The organism is Enterobacter sp. 22499, assembly GCF_052044815.1.
Lineage (GTDB): Bacteria > Pseudomonadota > Gammaproteobacteria > Enterobacterales > Enterobacteriaceae > Enterobacter > Enterobacter bugandensis.
Genome location: NZ_JBQENR010000009.1, coordinates 152,679 through 170,120, shown reverse-complemented (window position 1 = coordinate 170,120; position 17,442 = coordinate 152,679). Strand labels below are relative to the sequence as shown.

17 protein-coding genes are annotated in these 17,442 nt (G+C 56.2%); 5 read left to right on the top strand and 12 right to left on the bottom strand.

Features of this window, described 5'->3' with window-relative positions:
* Window positions 1-4 precede the first annotated feature (4 nt).
* The 8 genes from ACTJI7_RS21150 to rppH form a co-directional block, all read right to left on the bottom strand.
* Window positions 5-328, bottom strand: a complete 324-nt coding sequence (locus ACTJI7_RS21150) for a prepilin-type N-terminal cleavage/methylation domain-containing protein (protein WP_063155107.1) — start codon at window positions 326-328, stop codon at window positions 5-7.
* The gene (locus ACTJI7_RS21145; RefSeq protein WP_063155108.1) at window positions 313-714 is read right to left on the bottom strand and encodes a DUF2509 family protein; all 402 of its coding nucleotides are present in this window, start codon (window positions 712-714) and stop codon (window positions 313-315) included. Before ACTJI7_RS21145 ends, ACTJI7_RS21150 begins: the two co-directional genes overlap by 16 nt.
* Window positions 711-1,271, bottom strand: a complete 561-nt coding sequence (locus tag ACTJI7_RS21140) for a prepilin peptidase-dependent protein (RefSeq protein ID WP_045260904.1) — start codon at window positions 1,269-1,271, stop codon at window positions 711-713. The genes ACTJI7_RS21145 and ACTJI7_RS21140 overlap by 4 nt, the downstream gene beginning before the upstream one ends.
* A complete protein-coding gene (locus tag ACTJI7_RS21135) occupies window positions 1,262-1,726 on the bottom strand; it encodes a prepilin peptidase-dependent protein (RefSeq protein ID WP_063155109.1) in 465 nt (154 codons plus the stop codon). Before ACTJI7_RS21135 ends, ACTJI7_RS21140 begins: the two co-directional genes overlap by 10 nt.
* Before the next feature lie 184 nt (window positions 1,727-1,910).
* Window positions 1,911-2,705, bottom strand: a complete 795-nt coding sequence (gene thyA / locus ACTJI7_RS21130; protein WP_047367463.1) for a thymidylate synthase — start codon at window positions 2,703-2,705, stop codon at window positions 1,911-1,913.
* 6 nt (window positions 2,706-2,711) lie between these two features.
* Window positions 2,712-3,587, bottom strand: coding sequence for a prolipoprotein diacylglyceryl transferase (lgt, locus tag ACTJI7_RS21125; RefSeq protein WP_028014284.1), 876 nt, complete (start codon window positions 3,585-3,587; stop codon window positions 2,712-2,714).
* Window positions 3,588-3,779: 192 nt separating this feature from the next.
* Window positions 3,780-6,026, bottom strand: coding sequence for a phosphoenolpyruvate--protein phosphotransferase (ptsP, locus tag ACTJI7_RS21120; protein WP_440670878.1), 2,247 nt, complete (start codon window positions 6,024-6,026; stop codon window positions 3,780-3,782).
* A 12-nt stretch (window positions 6,027-6,038) separates the two neighbouring features.
* A complete protein-coding gene (rppH, locus tag ACTJI7_RS21115) occupies window positions 6,039-6,569 on the bottom strand; it encodes an RNA pyrophosphohydrolase (RefSeq protein WP_013098553.1) in 531 nt (176 codons plus the stop codon).
* 683 nt (window positions 6,570-7,252) lie between these two features.
* Here rppH and mutH point away from each other — a divergent pair.
* The 3 genes from mutH to ACTJI7_RS21100 all read left to right on the top strand — a co-directional run bounded on the left by mutH (window position 7,253) and on the right by ACTJI7_RS21100 (window position 9,464).
* Window positions 7,253-7,945: a DNA mismatch repair endonuclease MutH gene (gene mutH, locus ACTJI7_RS21110; RefSeq protein WP_048999246.1), complete on the top strand. Its 693-nt coding sequence runs from the start codon at window positions 7,253-7,255 to the stop codon at window positions 7,943-7,945.
* A gap of 128 nt (window positions 7,946-8,073) precedes the next feature.
* Window positions 8,074-8,292: a YgdI/YgdR family lipoprotein gene (locus ACTJI7_RS21105; protein WP_014885085.1), complete on the top strand. Its 219-nt coding sequence runs from the start codon at window positions 8,074-8,076 to the stop codon at window positions 8,290-8,292.
* A 131-nt stretch (window positions 8,293-8,423) separates the two neighbouring features.
* A complete protein-coding gene (locus ACTJI7_RS21100; RefSeq protein WP_028014287.1) occupies window positions 8,424-9,464 on the top strand; it encodes an NADP(H)-dependent aldo-keto reductase in 1,041 nt (346 codons plus the stop codon).
* A gap of 45 nt (window positions 9,465-9,509) precedes the next feature.
* On the opposite strand, the gene lplT is transcribed toward ACTJI7_RS21100, so the two are convergent.
* Window positions 9,510-10,703: a lysophospholipid transporter LplT gene (lplT, locus tag ACTJI7_RS21095; protein WP_041908380.1), complete on the bottom strand. Its 1,194-nt coding sequence runs from the start codon at window positions 10,701-10,703 to the stop codon at window positions 9,510-9,512.
* Window positions 10,696-12,855, bottom strand: a complete 2,160-nt coding sequence (gene aas, locus ACTJI7_RS21090; RefSeq protein ID WP_440670881.1) for a bifunctional acyl-ACP--phospholipid O-acyltransferase/long-chain-fatty-acid--ACP ligase — start codon at window positions 12,853-12,855, stop codon at window positions 10,696-10,698. The genes lplT and aas overlap by 8 nt, the downstream gene beginning before the upstream one ends.
* Window positions 12,856-13,478: 623 nt before the next feature.
* On the opposite strand from aas, the gene galR reads away from it, so the two are divergent.
* The gene (galR, locus tag ACTJI7_RS21085) at window positions 13,479-14,495 is read left to right on the top strand and encodes an HTH-type transcriptional regulator GalR (RefSeq protein WP_440670883.1); all 1,017 of its coding nucleotides are present in this window, start codon (window positions 13,479-13,481) and stop codon (window positions 14,493-14,495) included.
* On the opposite strand, the gene ACTJI7_RS21080 is transcribed toward galR, so the two are convergent.
* The gene (locus tag ACTJI7_RS21080; protein ID WP_041908378.1) at window positions 14,456-14,941 is read right to left on the bottom strand and encodes a GNAT family N-acetyltransferase; all 486 of its coding nucleotides are present in this window, start codon (window positions 14,939-14,941) and stop codon (window positions 14,456-14,458) included. The two genes, galR and ACTJI7_RS21080, sit on opposite strands and share 40 nt — an antisense overlap.
* Before the next feature lie 220 nt (window positions 14,942-15,161).
* Between ACTJI7_RS21080 and ACTJI7_RS21075 the strand changes: the two genes are divergently transcribed.
* Complete coding sequence (locus tag ACTJI7_RS21075) at window positions 15,162-16,199, top strand: LacI family DNA-binding transcriptional regulator (RefSeq protein ID WP_028014292.1); 1,038 nt, start codon at window positions 15,162-15,164, stop codon at window positions 16,197-16,199.
* Here ACTJI7_RS21075 and lysA read toward each other — a convergent pair.
* On the bottom strand, window positions 16,169-17,431 hold the full coding sequence (lysA, locus tag ACTJI7_RS21070; RefSeq protein ID WP_063155113.1) for a diaminopimelate decarboxylase: 1,263 nt from the start codon (window positions 17,429-17,431) through the stop codon (window positions 16,169-16,171). The two genes, ACTJI7_RS21075 and lysA, sit on opposite strands and share 31 nt — an antisense overlap.
* Window positions 17,432-17,442 lie beyond the last annotated feature (11 nt).

Genomic DNA, 17,442 nt, shown 5'->3' with positions numbered 1-17,442 from the left:
CCGACTACTGGCTAACCGGGCAATGCAGACGCGTTATTTCACCGCGTCGCCCCAGAGGAGAAATAAGTGTAACCGTGATGCTGACACATCCTGCGTGCGTTGTCTGCACCCGACTGGCCTGCCAGCCTGCGGGCAGAACATTTGTTGAGAGCTGAGCCTGATTCCAGGCGTGGTGCCAGAGCTGACGATACTGGTTAAACAGCGTAAACCGCGCCGCCAGCGCCCGATGATAGCTGGCCAGTGCCGTGACGATGATGACCAGCAGCATCATCGCCAGCAGAACCTCAACCATGCTAAATCCTTTTTCTTTGCTTACGGCAGCTGGCATAGCGAACGTTCCTTTAGCGGGCAAAAATCACTCCAGCCGTGAGGCGAAAAGCGAATATTATCGTCAATAATCTCTCCTGAACGCCAGAGCAGCAGGTCGTTGACTCCGGCAATCAGTAAAACAGTGGTCTCACTCAGCCGCCGCAAACACACTTGCCAGGCGGGTGCCTTTTTGCACTGGACTTCAGGATCGGGTGACCAGCTCTGAACGCGTCCCCACTCAAGCGCTGACTGTACAGAAGCCTGCTGCTGCAGCGAACGGCTCTCTCCGCCAACGAGCGCGCTGAACGTTGTCAGCTGCTGGTTAAGGCCGGTGAGGATCAGCGTACCAAGTACCAGTAAAAGTAGAACCAGCGCCAGCGAAGACATACCGCGTTGACGGTTCACAGGTTGTACCCCGTGACCGTATACAAAGCCTGATAAGGCTCTCCTTGATCGCCGTTGCGCAGGGCGGACAGTTCGATATTCAGCTCCGGCGCAAACCCGGTGTGTGTTACTTTCCTCACCACAAAATGCGCGATGGCGAGCCTGTCCGGGTCCGTGAGCTTTTCCCATCCCTGACCTTCACACGAGGTTGCCCCACGAAGCGTTTCCAGCGCGCCCGATTCAAGACGAAAACCGGTGCTGTCGTTTTCTGATGCACTGCGATCCCAGCGACCGTTACTGTTGGCATCCCACCGAACAATGACGCAGCTGCCCTGCCTTGCGATCGCCAGCCCTTGCCCCTGGCAGTTCCCCGCACAGTAACCCGCACGCTGAAGCTGTTTGCCGAGAGCAAACAGGCGCTGCCAGACCTCTTCTTCCAGCTCTCTCTGGCCGGATTGCAGTAATACCGCCTGATGCAATCCGGGTAGAAAGCGCGATGCGCCAATCAACAACAGGCTACTGATGGCCGTAGCAATCAGAACTTCTGTCAGCGAGAAACCGCGTTGTCTCATCGACATGAACCTCCTTGTGAGACCTTACACATTCTGATGCGCCCTCCGTCTGAGACCAGGATAAGCCATTCTCCGGCACGGCTTTGCAGGCGTATCCGCCCTGCCCATGCCGTATCCCTTAACCCATAGAACCCTAATGACGGTGTGACCTCGCTCACCGCGACCTCTGGCCAGAGTGGAATCAGAACAAAGGGGCTGCCCTTCTCACAGCCTTGTACGGCAGCGCTCACCAGACACTGCTGTCCCCCAACCCGCAGCTGGGTTATGTGATGGTCGCGGTTGTACCTGTTGGCATCATTTCGCAGAAACACCAGATAGTCGCGCACCTGGCCAGCGGTTTGCCACAGCCGCTGCTGCCGCTGCCAGCTGTCCCAGCCGTACAGACCTGAGGCGCTGAGTATGACAACCAGCGAGACTGCCACCAGCGTTTCGATAAGCGTAAAGCCGTTCTCTTTTTTCATGCGGGAAGTGTGGCGATTCGCCGTGGGTGTGGCGAGCGGTGAATAATGGTTTTACGAGGCGTTATCCGAAGTATCAGGAGAGTTGCAGCGCGTTGCACGTTTTCTGGATAACGCCTCGGAAAATGGAATAAAGATGAAAAAAAACCGGCGCTAAACAGCACCGGTTATGTCACGCTTTACCGCATCAGATAGCGACGGGCGCTTTGATGCCAGGATACGGGTCGTAGCCCTCAATCTCAAAATCATCAAAGCGGTAATCGAAGATCGATTCCGGTTTGCGTTTGATAATCAGCTTCGGCAGCGCGCGCGGTTCACGAGTGAGCTGAAGATGCGTCTGTTCCATATGATTGCTGTAAAGATGGGTGTCCCCACCTGTCCAGACGAAATCACCCACTTCCAGGTCGCACTGCTGCGCCATCATGTGGACTAACAGCGCATAGCTGGCAATGTTAAACGGCAGGCCGAGGAACACGTCACAGGAGCGCTGGTAGAGCTGGCAGGAGAGCTTGCCGTCTGCGACATAGAACTGGAAGAACGCGTGGCACGGGGCCAGCGCCATTTTATCCAGCTCGCCCACGTTCCAGGCGGAAACGATAATTCGGCGCGAGTCCGGATCGTTTTTCAGCTGGTTCATCACGGTGGTGATCTGGTCAATATGGCGGCCATCAGGCGTTGGCCATGCGCGCCACTGCTTGCCGTAAACCGGGCCCAGGTTGCCGTTTTCATCTGCCCATTCGTCCCAGATAGAGACGTTATTTTCGTGCAGATACGCAACGTTGGTGTCGCCTTGCAGGAACCAGAGCAGTTCATGAATGATCGAGCGCAGGTGGCAGCGCTTCGTCGTCACCAGAGGGAAGCCTTCTTGCAGATTGAAGCGCATCTGGTGGCCAAAAATGGAGAGCGTACCGGTACCGGTACGGTCGTTTTTCGGCGTGCCCTCATCGAGCACTTTTTTCATCAATTCAAGGTACTGTTTCATGGTTCCTCAGGAAAGTTGTTGCTGTGGACGACGACGATACGCCCAAATCATCATAATGGCACCCGCGACAATCATCGGAATGGAGAGGATCTGCCCCATGCTGATGTACTGTACCCATTCGCCGGTAAACTGCGCATCCGGCTGGCGGAAGAATTCAACGATGATGCGGAACGCGCCATAGCCAATCAGGAACAGTCCGGAAACAGCTCCCATCGGGCGCGGCTTGCGAATAAACAGGTTGAGGATGATAAACAGCACCACGCCTTCCAGCGCCAGTTCATACAGCTGGGACATATGACGCGGCAGCACGCCGTAGGTATCGAAAATGGACTGCCACTCCGGGTGCGACGGCAGCAGCGCGATATCCTCCGCGCGGGAGCCCGGGAAGAGCATCGTGTACGGTACGCTTGGGTCAACGCGGCCCCACAGTTCACCGTTAATAAAGTTGCCCAGACGACCCGCCCCCAGACCAAACGGGATCAGCGGTGCGATAAAATCTGACACCTGGAAGAAGTTGCGTTTGGTGCGTTTGGCAAAAATCACCATCACCAGGATCACCCCAATCAGGCCGCCATGGAAGGACATGCCGCCGTCCCAGACGCGGAACAGGTAGAGGGGATCGTTCAGGAACACCGGGAAGTTATAGAACAGTACATACCCAATACGGCCACCGAGGAACACGCCGAGGAAGCCCGCGTACAGCAGGTTTTCAACTTCGTTTTTGGTCCAGCCGCTGCCAGGACGGCTGGCGCGACGGCCCGCGAGCCACATGGCAAAAATAAAGCCCACCAGGTACATCAGACCGTACCAGTGAAGCGAAACAGGTCCTACTGAGAAAATGACCGGATCAAATTCCGGAAAATGCAGATAACCACTGTTCATCTGTCACCACAAGATGTTGTTATTCCGCTGAAAGTGGACAGCGGTAGACATGCGATTCTGCCTTAAGCAGAGGCTCCAAAGTTGCGAATCATAGCATAAGGCGGGCGCGGAGGATGCGCCAGAGATGTAAAAGATGTGTATAGGTTTTTGTGCGCACTGGCGCCCTCTCCACAAGGAGAGGACGAAAGACGATTAGCGACCACCGCGGATCAGGCCGCCCATACCGCGCCGTTCCATAAATGCCGCCACCTGGTAACGAACCTCTGCGGCCAGCTGAGCCTCAAGGCTACGCTCAGCCAGCTCGCGGGCATCATTGATGTCGATATGCCGCAACAAATACTTCACGCGCGCTACTGCACGGCCGTTCATTGACAGATGGCGATACCCCAGACCAATCAGGATCGCGACGCACATCGAGTCTCCGGCCATTTCACCGCACAGGCGGAGATCAATACCGTACTGTTCAGCCTCACGGGCAATCATCGCCAGCGCGCGAATGATCGCCGGGTGCAGGCTATCATAGATACTGGCGACGCGGGTGTTGTTCCGGTCGACGGCCAGAATATATTGCGTCAGGTCGTTGGTACCGACAGAGATAAAATCAACGCGATTTGCCAGCTGCGGCAGCATAAAGACCATAGATGGCACTTCGAGCATGACGCCGATCCGTGGTTTCGGAATCGCATAGCCAATCATCTCTTCCACTTCACGACCAGCACGTTCGATCAAGCGCCGCGCTTCGTCGATTTCATCTATGCTGGTGACCATCGGCAGCAGGATACTGAGATTGCCCGTCGCGGCGTTGGCGCGCAGCATCGCGCGCACCTGGATCAGGAAGATCTCCGGCTGATCGAGCGTAATACGGATCCCGCGCCAGCCCAGACACGGGTTCTCTTCGCTGATGGGCATATACGGCAGCTGTTTATCCGCCCCGACATCCAGGGTTCGCAGGGTGACAGGCTTGTCGTTGAACATCTGCAACATCCCCTGATACTGCGCCACCTGCTCCTCTTCGGAGGGGAAACCGCTCTGCAGCATGAAGGGGATTTCAGTGCGGTATAAACCGATCCCGTCGATGCGGCTGCCAAGCTTCTCTTCGTGCTCGGGGCTTAAGCCGGCGTTGAGCATGACTTTGATCCGCTCTCCGCTTTTCAGCTGCGCGGGCAGGTTAACGTCATCTTCCGCCAGCTTGCTTAATTCATTCTCTTCGCTGATGAGACGCTGATATTCCTGGAGCAGAACCGGCTCAGGATCGACCAGCAGTTCACCGCGGTAACCATCAACCACCAGCGTGCGGCGGTGCAGCACCGAGGGCTGAATATCCGCCCCCATAACGGTGGGGATACCGAGCGCGCGCACCATAATGGCGGCATGGGAGTTCGCTGCACCATCACGTACGACAACCCCGGCGAGTCTGTCCTGCGGCAGCTCGGCCAGCGTTGTTGCCGAAAGTTCATCGGCCACCAGCACAAACCGTTTTGGCCAGGCATTCGGCCCCTGAATGGTGTCATCGAGGTGGAACAGCAGGCGCTGTCCCAGCGCGCGGAGATCTCCCGCCCGCTCTTTCAGGTAACCGTCGGTCAGGGCAGCGAACTGCTCGGCAAATTTTTCGATGACCTTTTTAACCGCCCACTCCGCGACTGCGCCTTTATCAACCTCAGCAAAAAGCTCACGGCGCAGACGCGCGTCGGAAAGCAGGTGCGAGTAGAGGTCGAAGATGGCCGCCGTCTCTTTTTGCGCACCAGCGGCAAAGCGCTTGCTGTAGCGACGGAACTCATTGGCCGCCTCTTCCAGCGCGGCGGTAAGACGCTCGCGCTCCAGCGCTTCATCAAGCGTAGAGGCTTCGTAGACCTGCTCCATCAACGGCAGCGTGGCGTCCATCCAGCCTTCCGCAATCGCCACCCCTGGCGATGCCGGAAGGGCGCGAATGCGCGTATGGCGGTACTGACCAAAGAGCGCAGCAAGCTGAGACTGAGAGAGGATCGCCGCCATCTGTGTCGCCAGCGTGACGAGGAAAGACTCTTCGCTTTCATCATACTGACGCAGCTCGCGCTGCTGGACGACCAGCACACCGAGTAGCTGACGACGCTGAATAATCGGCACACCCAGAAACGCGCGGAAGCGTTCTTCTTTTACGGAAGGGATGTATTTAAAGCTGGGGTGTTTTTGCGCGTCGGCAAGGTTGATAGGTTCAGCCAGCCGCCCAACCAGACCGACGATACCTTCATCAAATGCGAGCGTTACGGTGCGCCCCCGCGGCTTTTTCAAACCGCGGGTCGCCATCAGGTAATAGCAGCGCCGATCGTGGTCGGCCAGATACACCGAACAGACCTCGGTCTCCATCGCAAGACAGATGTCAGTGACCAAAATATTCAGCGCCTCGTTGAGGCGCGGAGCGCTGGCCACCTTCTCGACTATTTCTCGCAAGCGGGTGAGCATGATTTGCGTAGCTTAACCTCTTTTACGTCGCCAGGCAGGTGCGCTCTGCGGCTTAGGCGGGATCTCCTGAAGCTGCATCACCACACTTGCAAACTCTTTCATCACCCTACGGTAAACATCGCGCTTAAATGACACGACCTGACGAACAGGATACCAATAGCTCACCCAGCGCCAGCCATCGAACTCCGGCGTACTGCTGGTTTGCATATTGATGTCCGAATCGTTGCCCACCAACTGCAGAAGAAACCACTTCTGTTTCTGGCCGATACAAACCGGCTTTGTGTCCCAACGCACCAAACGTTTCGGTAACTTGTAACGCAACCAGTTGCGGGTCGAGGCAAGGATGCGAACATCTTTTCGGCTTAAACCGACCTCTTCAAAAAGCTCCCGGTACATCGCTTGTTCTGGGGACTCTCCCGGATTGATCCCGCCTTGCGGGAACTGCCAGGAGTGCTGACCATATCGACGGGCCCACATGACCTGGCCCTGACGATTACAAATTACTATTCCTACGTTCGGGCGGTAGCCATCGTCATCAATCACCGGACTACCCCAAACTAAACCTTATATATGAATGATTGTTTCACACTACAGTGAGGCGGTAAACCACTCTCTTACAGGCCTGCAACCTAATAACATTTGAATAACTCACAAATAAGCGCAGAGTTATAAACAGATGTGCGGTCTCAAGGGCAATTTTATTCACCTTTTCTGTGGATATAGTTGTGAAGAAGTGTCTGATTACCGATGAACAACCTGAAATGGCCTCTGCCCTCCCGTTTCTCACCTTCAACATAAAGCTATATTTTTCATGATTTTATATTCATATCGACAAACAAAATGCAGAATAGCGTGACGATCGTCACAGCAGGGATCGTCGTGCTGATGAAAGATCGAACAGCGTCGGTTTTATCCACAGATTGTGCCAATAAGTTAGGCACAATTTGTCTGAAATTTGGATTTTCGTCGCACGTCAAGGCTGTAAATTGAAACAGTAGTCAGGGTTATGCCCAGTTATCCCATTTTTCTGTGGATAACATGGTGTAAGATCCTGTTTATTGTCAGTGACCAGATTTGAACAACCCGTTTTGCGTCCCTGATGAAACCGTGAAAAATTCATAAAAAAACTTATAAATCATGCACATGGAATATTGGTACAGAAAAAGTTAAACTCTATCCACAGGGGACTGTTTCTTCGTTTATTTTTTAATCAAAAGGTTATCGTCATGCATCCGCTTTCACCCTTGCTCTCACCGCCTTCGAGCGAAAGCCAGTTGCTACATCAGGCTCAACGCCTTGCAGGCTTCTCGCTGGGCGAACTGGCGGCGATGGCAGGGCTACAGATCCCGAAGGATCTGAAACGAGATAAGGGCTGGATCGGCATGCTTCTGGAGCTGTGGCTGGGGGCAAGCGCCGGGAGCAAGCCAGAGCAAGATTTCGCGGCCCTTGGCGTAGAGTTAAAAACCATTCCTATCGACCGCCAGGGTCGGCCCCTGGAGACTACCTTTGTCTGCGTTGCGCCCTTAACCGGCAATACCGGCGTAACGTGGGAAACCAGCCACGTGCGCCATAAGCTGAATCGCGTGCTTTGGGTTCCGGTTGAAGGCGAACGGCAGATCCCGTTAGCTGAACGCCGCGTTGGCGCGCCGCTGCTCTGGAGCCCGGATGAAGAAGAGGAGCATCAGTTGCGCCTGGACTGGGAGGAACTGATGGACATGATTGTGCTCGGTCAGGTCGAGCGAATTACCGCCCGGCACGGAGAAGTGTTACAGCTGCGCCCGAAAGCGGCAAACAGCAAAGCGCTTACCGAGGCGATCGGCGCGATGGGCGAACCCATACTGACGCTACCACGCGGTTTTTATCTTAAAAAAAATTTCACCGGCGCGCTGCTTGCTCGTCATTTCTTACTTAAAACATAGTTTTTTACTTATTTTGCGAGCTCACAAACATAATCGCCTGGTTTTTAAGATTTTACCGCTTCACCCTGTAGCTATAACGGGTTAATACTACACTATGATTTGATACGAGCCAGATGAGGACGATAACGATGAAAAAATGGGCGGTGTTAATTTCAGCAGTCGGGTTGGCGTTTGCCGTTTCGGGCTGCAGCAGTGATTACGTCATGGCGACGAAAGACGGCCGGATGATCCTGACTGACGGTAAACCTGAAGTCGACGATGATACCGGTCTGGTCAGCTACCATGACCAGGCAGGCAATAAAATGCAGATCAATCGCGACGAAGTCTCGCAAATTATTGAGCGATAACAGTCGGAGGTCAGTAGCCTACTGGCCTTTTTGATTTTTTTCTTCCCCTTTTGCTTCCCCTCTGCCATGTTTATATTCCTTTGTCGGGAGGTTCCTGACGCGGTCTACATGTCTATTGAAGGAAGCCGGCTATGCATTATCACCGTATCCCCCACAGCGCTCTGGAGATAAGTCAACTGGGGTTGGGCACGATGACATTTGGTGAACAAAACAGCGAAGCCGATGCCCATGCACAACTCGATTATGCCGTCAGCCAGGGGATTAACCTGATTGATGTCGCAGAGATGTACCCTGTGCCTCCACGCCCTGAAACGCAGGGACTTACCGAAACCTATGTCGGTAACTGGCTGGCAAAACGCGGTAACCGTGAAAAGCTGGTTATCGCCTCGAAAGTGAGTGGCCCCGCGCGAAACAACGATGCCGGGATCCGCCCAAACCAGATCCTCGATCGCAAAAATATCCGCGCCGCGCTGGACGCGAGCCTGAAGCGCCTGCAAACCGACTATCTCGACCTTTACCAGGTCCACTGGCCGCAGCGTCCAACCAACTGTTTTGGCAAGCTCGGCTACAGCTGGAATGAGAGCGCCCCCGCCGTTACGCTGCTGGAAACGCTGGAGGCGCTGACCGAATGCCAGCGCGCGGGAAAAATCCGCTACATTGGCGTGTCCAACGAAACGGCCTTTGGCGTAATGCGCTATCTGCACCTGGCGGATAAACACGATCTGCCGCGCATCGTCACCATCCAGAACCCGTACAGCCTGCTTAACCGCAGCTACGAGGTGGGGCTGGCTGAAGTGACGCAATATGAGGAAGTGGAACTGCTCGCCTATTCATGCCTCGGTTTCGGCACCCTGACGGGGAAATACCTGAACGGTGCGAAACCGGCCGGGGCGCGTAATACCCTCTTTAGCCGCTTTACCCGCTACAGCGGCGAGCAGACGCAGAAAGCCGTTGCAGCCTATGTGGATATCGCGAAGCGCCACGGCCTGGATCCGGCGCAGATGGCGCTGGCCTTCGTGCGCCGACAGCCGTTTGTTGCCAGTACCCTGCTTGGCGCGACGACTATGGAACAGCTGAAAACTAACATTGAGAGTTTCCATCTGAACCTGAGTGAAGAGGTGTTAGCGGAGATTGAAGCGGTGCATCAGGTTTATACCTATCCTGCGCCGTAGCTGATGCTTTTGCCGGGTAAGGCGAAGCCGCCACCCGGCTACTTATTAACGGCGACGCTGCCAGATCCACAATCCCGCAATCGCCGCCGCGAACAGCCCACCAAATCCAACGCCAATCGCCACCACCGGGACACCCACTTTTACCGCCAGCGAGTAGAGCCCCAGCATTAACAGCATGGCCAGGTTTTCACCGAGATTTTGAACCGCAATGGCATTCCCCGCCCCGACGGTCTGCTTGCCACGCTCCTGGAGTAACGCATTCAGCGGTACCACAAAAAAGCCCCCCAGAATACCAATCAGGATCAACAGAGCATAAGCGGGCAATAACGCATGTTGCAGCGAGAAAATAAGCACCACGAGGCCAATCAGGATCCCCGCTGGCATGCAGCGTGCAACCGTTTCAAGCGTCACCAGCTTCGCCGCCGCGCCCGCCCCAGCCACAATCCCGATCGCCACCATCGCATTAAGATAGGTCGGCGTCGCATTGTCCGTAATCCCCAGCGCCACCGGTACCCACAGAACCAGCAGGAAGCGCAGCGTGACGCCCGCCCCCCAGAACATACTGGTTCCCATCAGGGAGAAACGCGTTTCCCCGTTACGCCACAGCACGCGGCACGCGTTAAAGAAACTGCCGGTCATCGGTTTAAAGCGCCAGGACTGGCCCGGGCGAGCCACCGGCAGCTTCGGAATAAACAGGTTAGCCACAACCGCCCCACCATACACCACTGCACACACGCCCAGGGCAGCCAGAACATGCCAGTCGGCCAGCACGCCGCCCGCGACGGAGCCGAGGAGGATAGCAGCGATAGTCGACGACTCCATCAGACCGTTGGCCTTCACCAGCTTATCGCCCGTAGTCAGTTCTCCGAGAATGCCATACTTCGCTGGGGAGTAGGCGGCAGCGCCGATGCCCACCAGCGTATAGCCAACAAACGGATTGAAGCCGAAGCAGATACTGGCAGCGCCCAGCAGCTTGAGACCGTTGGCAAACATCATCACCCGGCCTTTGGGGAAACTGTCCGCCACTTGCCCCACAAACGGTGCAAAGATAATGTAAGCGCCCACAAACACCATCTGCAGGATCGGCTGACTCCAGTCAGGGTAAAACTCGGCTTTCAGCAGCGCCAGCGTGGCAAACAGCAGCGCGTTATCACCGAACGCAGAGAGAAACTGCGCGGCGATGACGGCCATCATGCCTTTCGACCTGAGGGAGGTGTTAGTGTGTACTGACTCACGCATTATGCTGCTCCGCCTCTTCAACCATACCTTTCAGGGTCACGAAATCGGGCTTGCCGCTACCCAGCACCGGAAGCTGCTTCAGGTGGCGAATATCGCGCGGCACGGCCAGTTCAGGAATACCGTGTTCACGCGCATAGCTCAGTAACCTGTCGCGCTTAAGCTCAGCATCAGTGGTAAACAGCACCAGCGCCTCGCCTTTGCTGGCATCGCTCTTCACGACCGTGGCGTGCATCTTCTCGGCGGACACGGCCGTCGCCAGCTGTTCAACCATTTCCAGAGAGACCATCTCACCGGCGATTTTGGCGAAGCGTTTTGCGCGCCCCTGAATCTGTACAAAGCCTTGCTCATCGAAACGAACGATGTCACCGGTGTCGTACCAGCCGGTTTCAATCTCGCCATTGACGTTTTCCGCCGTTGGCGCTTCCAGCACGCCTGGGTTTTCCACGCGCAGGTAACCGTTCATCACGTTTGGCCCTTTCAACTGCAGGCGGCCACCGTCCTCAATGCCCGGCACCGCCAGCAAGCGCGCATCCATCCCCGGCAGAATTCGGCCCACCGTTCCCGGTTTCGCCGCCATCGGTACGTTGATCGAGACCACGGGCGCGCACTCGGTAACGCCATAACCTTCAAGAATGCGCAGGCCAAACTTGTCCTGCCAGATCTGACGCGTACTCTCCTGCAGCTTTTCCGCACCGGCCACCACGTACCGAACGCGGAAGAAATCATACGGATTGGCGAAACGGGCATAGTTACCCAGGAAGGTTGAGGTGCCGAACAGAACGGTGCAGTTACGGTCATACACCAGCTCCGGCACAATGCGGTAGTGCAGCGGGCTGGGATAGAGGAACACCTCGGCACCGGTCAGCAGCGGCGTGAACAGCCCCACCGTCAGGCCAAAGGAGTGGAACAGCGGCAGCGCCGACATAAAACGGTCATTCGCGGTAAAGTCGGCAATGCTTTTGATCTGCTCAACGTTCGCCAGAATACTCTTGTGGCTGTGGACGACGCCTTTCGGGTTACCCTCCGAACCCGACGTGAAAAGGATAATCGCGTCATCTTCCGGCTGCTGCTTGACCTGGGCCAGACGCGGCATCAGCAGATGCGCAAAAATCCACAGCTTGTCGCCGGTGGTCACGTCCGCTTTTAGATCTTCCAGGAAGACCCAGCGTACCTGGGTCAGCTGTTCCGGCAGATGCCACAGCTTGCCTTTGTCCAGAAACTGTCGGGAGGTAAAGACGGTATTAATTTGGGCGGCGGTAATGGCGCTGGTCAGCCCTTTCACGCCCGCCGTGTAGTTCATCATCGCCGGTATACGGCCACGGGAAACCGCACCAAAAATCACCGCCGCGCTGATGCCCGCGTTTGGCAGCATCAGGCCGATCTTTTCGCCCTTTTTGCTGTACTTCTCAAGAATGCGGCCCACGAACAGCGTCTTGGTCAGCAGTTTACGATAGGTATCCGGGGTAAAGTTGATGTCTTCAATGCAGTTTTTCTTCGCGCCGTAGCGGTACTGCGCCGAAAGCAGGGATTCATACAGCGTTTCGCGCGGACGAACGGCCATGCGCGCTTCCATCATAATCTGGTGCAGCATTTCCCCGGCGATTTTACGGCGATCGCGGGCACGCGGCGCTTCCGGCATCGGTAACGACGTTGGCGGCAGGATATGCAGCGTGATTTTGGGGAACAGACGCTGCTTCACCAGCCCCTTAAGGCGGCTGAAATGGGTCAACTCTGCGCCTTCAATGCGCAGCGGCACCACGGTCGCGTTTGATTTCGCCGCGACAAACCCCGCGCCGTCGTAGATTTTCATCAGCGAACCGGTCACTGAAATGCGCCCTTCCGGGAAAATGACCACCGGACGCCCCTGCTCTACCAGACGTACCAGGTGTTTAATCATCATCGGCTTTGTCGGGTCAAGCGGTACGAAATCGATCAGTGGGGTGAGCCAGCGCATATACCACTGCTGGCTGATGGAGGTATAGACCGCAAACACCGGACGCACGGGCAGAAACAGCGCAAGCAGGATGCCGTCTATAAAGGAAACATGATTGGGTGTGATGAGAACGCGCTCGCCACGAAGCGCCTGGGCATCGCCAGTGACGCGGATGCGAAAAAGAATACGGAACAGTGTACGGAAAAACCCAAATAGCATCTCAACTCCCTTTGCCAGACAGTGTGGTGGGTTGACAGTAAATGGTGGCAGATTACACGAGAAGTGATACGGGAGCGACAGCAAAAATGGAGGCGAAAAAAAACCTGCGCATCCGCGCAGGTTGGTGCAAGAGATGAGTACGAAACCGTACTAAGAATTCTCACCAATCAATACCTCTGGGATCTTGATTGTGGCTGTTGACCCTGCGCTTCGCCAGCAGGAAAACGCAAGGGAATGAGCCGAAATGCAACCAGGTGTGAATATTCTCTTTTGCTGTTACAGGTTGAACGATCAGGCAAAAAAAACCTGCGTAAGAACGCAGGCTGGTGTAAGTCGTGTTAATCAACCGGAGTTGATTCCACCTATCAATACCTCTGGGATCTCGACTCTACCAACCTCTTTAACGTCATCGCCACCGGACAATCGCAACAGCCTGAGGCAAAGTGTAACTAAAGGTTCAGAATGACATTCTTCTGACATGACCAGGCGTGTAACGATTACACTACCAGGGTTGGTCTGCGTCACGTTTGTGGCGCGCGGAAACCGGCTTCCCTTGAATGGACGTCACTTTTCCGCAACACTATTCAGTGTGTAAACGCTTACCCCAAATAAGAAGGTTATAAATGGCGACAATAAAGGATGTGGCTCGTCTGGCAGGTGTGTCGGTAGCTACCGTCTCCCGCGTGATTAATGATTCACCCAAAGCCAGTGACGCATCACGCCAGGCGGTACAAAGCGCCATGGAAACCCTGAACTACCATCCGAATGCCAACGCCCGCGCGCTCGCCCAGCAGTCAACAGAGACTATTGGGCTGGTGGTGGGAGACGTTTCCGACCCCTTTTTCGGTGCCATGGTAAAAGCGGTTGAACAGGTCTCTTATCAGACGGGTAATTTTTTGCTGATCGGCAATGGCTATCATAATGAACAAAAAGAACGCCAGGCCATCGAGCAGCTGATCCGCCACCGCTGCGCTGCACTGGTGGTACACGCCAAAATGATCCCGGATGCCGAGCTAATTCACCTGATGAAGCAAATGCCCGGCATGGTGATTATCAACCGTATTATCCCCGGCTTTGAAAAACGCTGTGTAGCCCTCGACGACCGCTACGGCGCCTGGCTTGCGACCCGTCATCTGATTCAACAGGGTCATACCCGGATTGGCTATCTCTGCTCCAATCACCCCATTTCTGATGCGGAAGACCGCCTGCAGGGCTACTACGACGCCCTGCGCAAAAACGGTCTGCCGTGCAATGACCGTCTGGTGGCCTTCGGTGAACCGGATGAGAGCGGCGGCGAACAGGCCATGACGGAGCTGCTGGGTCGCGGACGGAATTTCACCGCGGTCGCCAGCTATAACGATTCGATGGCCGCCGGGGCAATGGGCGTCATGAATGACAACGGGATTGAGGTGCCAGCGGAAATCTCGCTAATTGGCTTCGACGATGTTTTGGTCTCCCGGTACGTGCGCCCGCGCCTGACCACCGTACGCTACCCCATCATCACGATGGCCACCCAGGCCGCAGAGCTGGCGCTGGCGCTGGCCGAACAACGCCAGCCGCCGGAGATTACCCATCTCTTCAGCCCAACGTTAGTGCGCCGTCACTCCGTTGCTGCGCCCGCTGACGCGCAGAGCGAATAGCGATACAGGTGTACCGTTTTATCCGGATACTCCAGCCCATCGCCAATATACTGCCAGCCGTAACGTTCATAGAAGTCGCGGCAGGCAGACCAGAGATGAAGTTCCTCGTACCCGGCCCGTGCGGCGAAGCGAATAACATGCTGCTGTAACTTTCCTGCCAGCCCCTTGCCGCGCGCCGCGTCATCCACGTAGAGCGCCGCCAGCCACGGACAGAGATCCTGACGGGTAATCAAATCACAGCGCCAGAGTCCCACCGTCCCGAGAAGCCGTTCATCCTCTACGGCGATAAAGGTCAGCGGCAGGGCACCCGGCGTCTGGCTGTGCTCGACGATGCTATGGAAAAAATCCCGCGCAAGCCCCTCGCCAAAGGCCTGCCAGAGCCAGTCGGTGACCTGCTCCGCATAGCGCGGTGCCTCGTAAAGCGGGAGAATGACGGTCTTTTTCACGTTTCACCTGCGTTTTTAATGAATATGCTGGCCTGACGCCTCCAGCCGGGTTTGGCGATTATTTTACCAGAGTCAGACTATTTAGTTTTACTTCCGGCAGGCCAGGCGAATCGAGACCAAAAAGCGTGATCGTGGCAGAAGTTTTGCGCTTCCCGCATCGCTTATACGCTGTCAGGTCTGTGTTAAACTGCAAACCATTACGTGGAAGCAGGAATGTAGAATGGCAACAATGCTGGATGTCTCACTGCGCGCGGGCGTGTCGAAGGCTACCGTCTCGCGCGTGCTGAACGGCACAGGTCAGGTTAAAGAGAGCACGCGTCAGCAGGTCTTTGCTGCGATGGAAGAGCTGGGCTACCGCCCAAACTTTCTCGCGCGTTCGCTGGCTAACCAGACCAGCAACAGCATTGGTCTGGTCGTCTCTACCTTCGACGGCTTTTACTTTGGTCGTCTTTTGCAGCAGGCGTCGCGGCAGACCGAAACCCACGGGAAACAGCTGATCGTCACCGACGGTCACGACGCGCCAGAGCAGGAAGAGCAGGCGGTGCAAATGCTGGCCGACCGCCAGTGCGATGCCATCGTGCTTTACACGCGCTATATGAGCGAAAAAGCGATCATCAAGCTGATTAATACCGTGCAAACGCCGCTGGTGGTCATCAACCGTGAAGTCAGCCAGGCACCGGAGCGCTGCGTGTTCTTCGAACAACAGGATGCCGCGTTTAAGGCGGTGGATTACCTGATCAATCAGGGCCACCGGGAGATCGCCTGCATTACCGTTCCGATCCACACCCCCACGGGTAAAGCGCGGCTGATGGGCTACCGTAAGGCGCTGGAAAAGCACGGCATTCGTCTGGACGAGCGTCGAATAAAGTACGGTGATGCGGGAATGACGCGGGGCTATGAGCTGTGTAAGGAGCTGATTGCTGAAGGGGTGTCGTTCAGCGCGCTGTTTGCCTGTAACGATGATATGGCGCTGGGCGCGTCCAAAGCGCTGCATCAGGCAGGGCTTAAGATCCCGCAGGATATCTCCCTGTTCGGCTTTGACGATGCCCCAAGCGCAAAGTGGCTGGAGCCTGCGCTGTCGTCGGTTTATCTGCCGATAGATAACATGATCGTCACGGCTATCGATCAGGCGATCCGGCTGGCGAAGAACCAGCCGGTCGATGCGATCCCGCCGTTTACCGGCACGCTGGTATTACGCGATTCGGTCACAACGGGGCCGTACTTTAATCAAACGAGTTCCAGCGCCAGCAGTTCCTGAATGGTCTGGCGACGACGGATCAGCCGCGCCTTGCCGTTATCAAACAGCACTTCCGGCAGCAGCGGACGGCTGTTGTAGTTCGAGGACATAGACGCCCCGTACGCCCCGGTGTCGTGCAGCACCAGGTAATCGCCCGGCTTCACCTCGGGCAGCGCGCGGGTTTCAACTTTGCCACCTTCCTGCTGGGTAAACACATCACCGGATTCACACAGCGGGCCTGCGACCACCGTCTCGCGGCGCGGCGCGTGCGTTAAATCGCGGCCATCGGCAGCCAGGGCGGTAATGTGATGGTAGCTGCCGTACATGGACGGACGCATCAGGTCGTTAAAGCCCGCATCAATCAGCACGAAGTGGCGGGAGCCCATCTCTTTGACGCTGCGTACCTGAGCCACCAGCACGCCGGCTTCGGCTATCAGGAAACGACCCGGCTCAATTTCCAGCTTCACGGCATGGCCCAGATGCGCGGCAATTTGATCGCGCGCGGCGCTCCACAGGCCGTAATAGTGATCGGTGTCGATCGCCTCTTCCCCTTCACGATAAGGAATGGAAAGACCGCCACCGGCGGAGATCGCCTCCAGATCCTGACCGAAGTCAACAACCTGGCGCACCATCGCCCCGCACACCTGCTCCAGGTGCCCGTAATCGACGCCGGAGCCAATGTGCATATGAATGCCTACCAGCTTCAGGCTGTAGCGCTGCAGTACCTCAAGCGCGGCAGGCATATCGGCATACCAGATGCCGTGCTTGCTGTTTTCGCCCCCGGTGTTGGTTTTTTGGCTATGGCCATGTCCAAAGCCCGGGTTGACGCGCAACCAGACGCGATGGCCGGGTGAAACCTGCCCAAGCTGCTCCAGCATATCCACAGAACCAGCGTTCACCGGCACCTGCAGTTCATGCACGCGCGCAAGCGTGGCGTCGTCGATCACATCCGCGGTAAAGACGATCGCGTCAGGATCGGTTTTCGGATCAAAGCCTGCCGCCAGCGCACGCTCGATTTCACCCAGCGATACGGAGTCAACCTTCACGCCCTGCTCGCGCATCAGGCGCAGAATATGAATATTGGAGCAGGCCTTCTGGGCAAAACGCACCACGTCAAACTGATGCAGGGCGGCGATCTTCTCGCGAACGATCTGCGCGTCGTAGACCCATACCGGGCAGCCAAACTCGGCGGGCAGGCGCAGCAGGTTTTCAGCGTTCAAATCGGTATCCGTCTGGTTGAGCGGGCGTGGCATGGTCTTCTCCG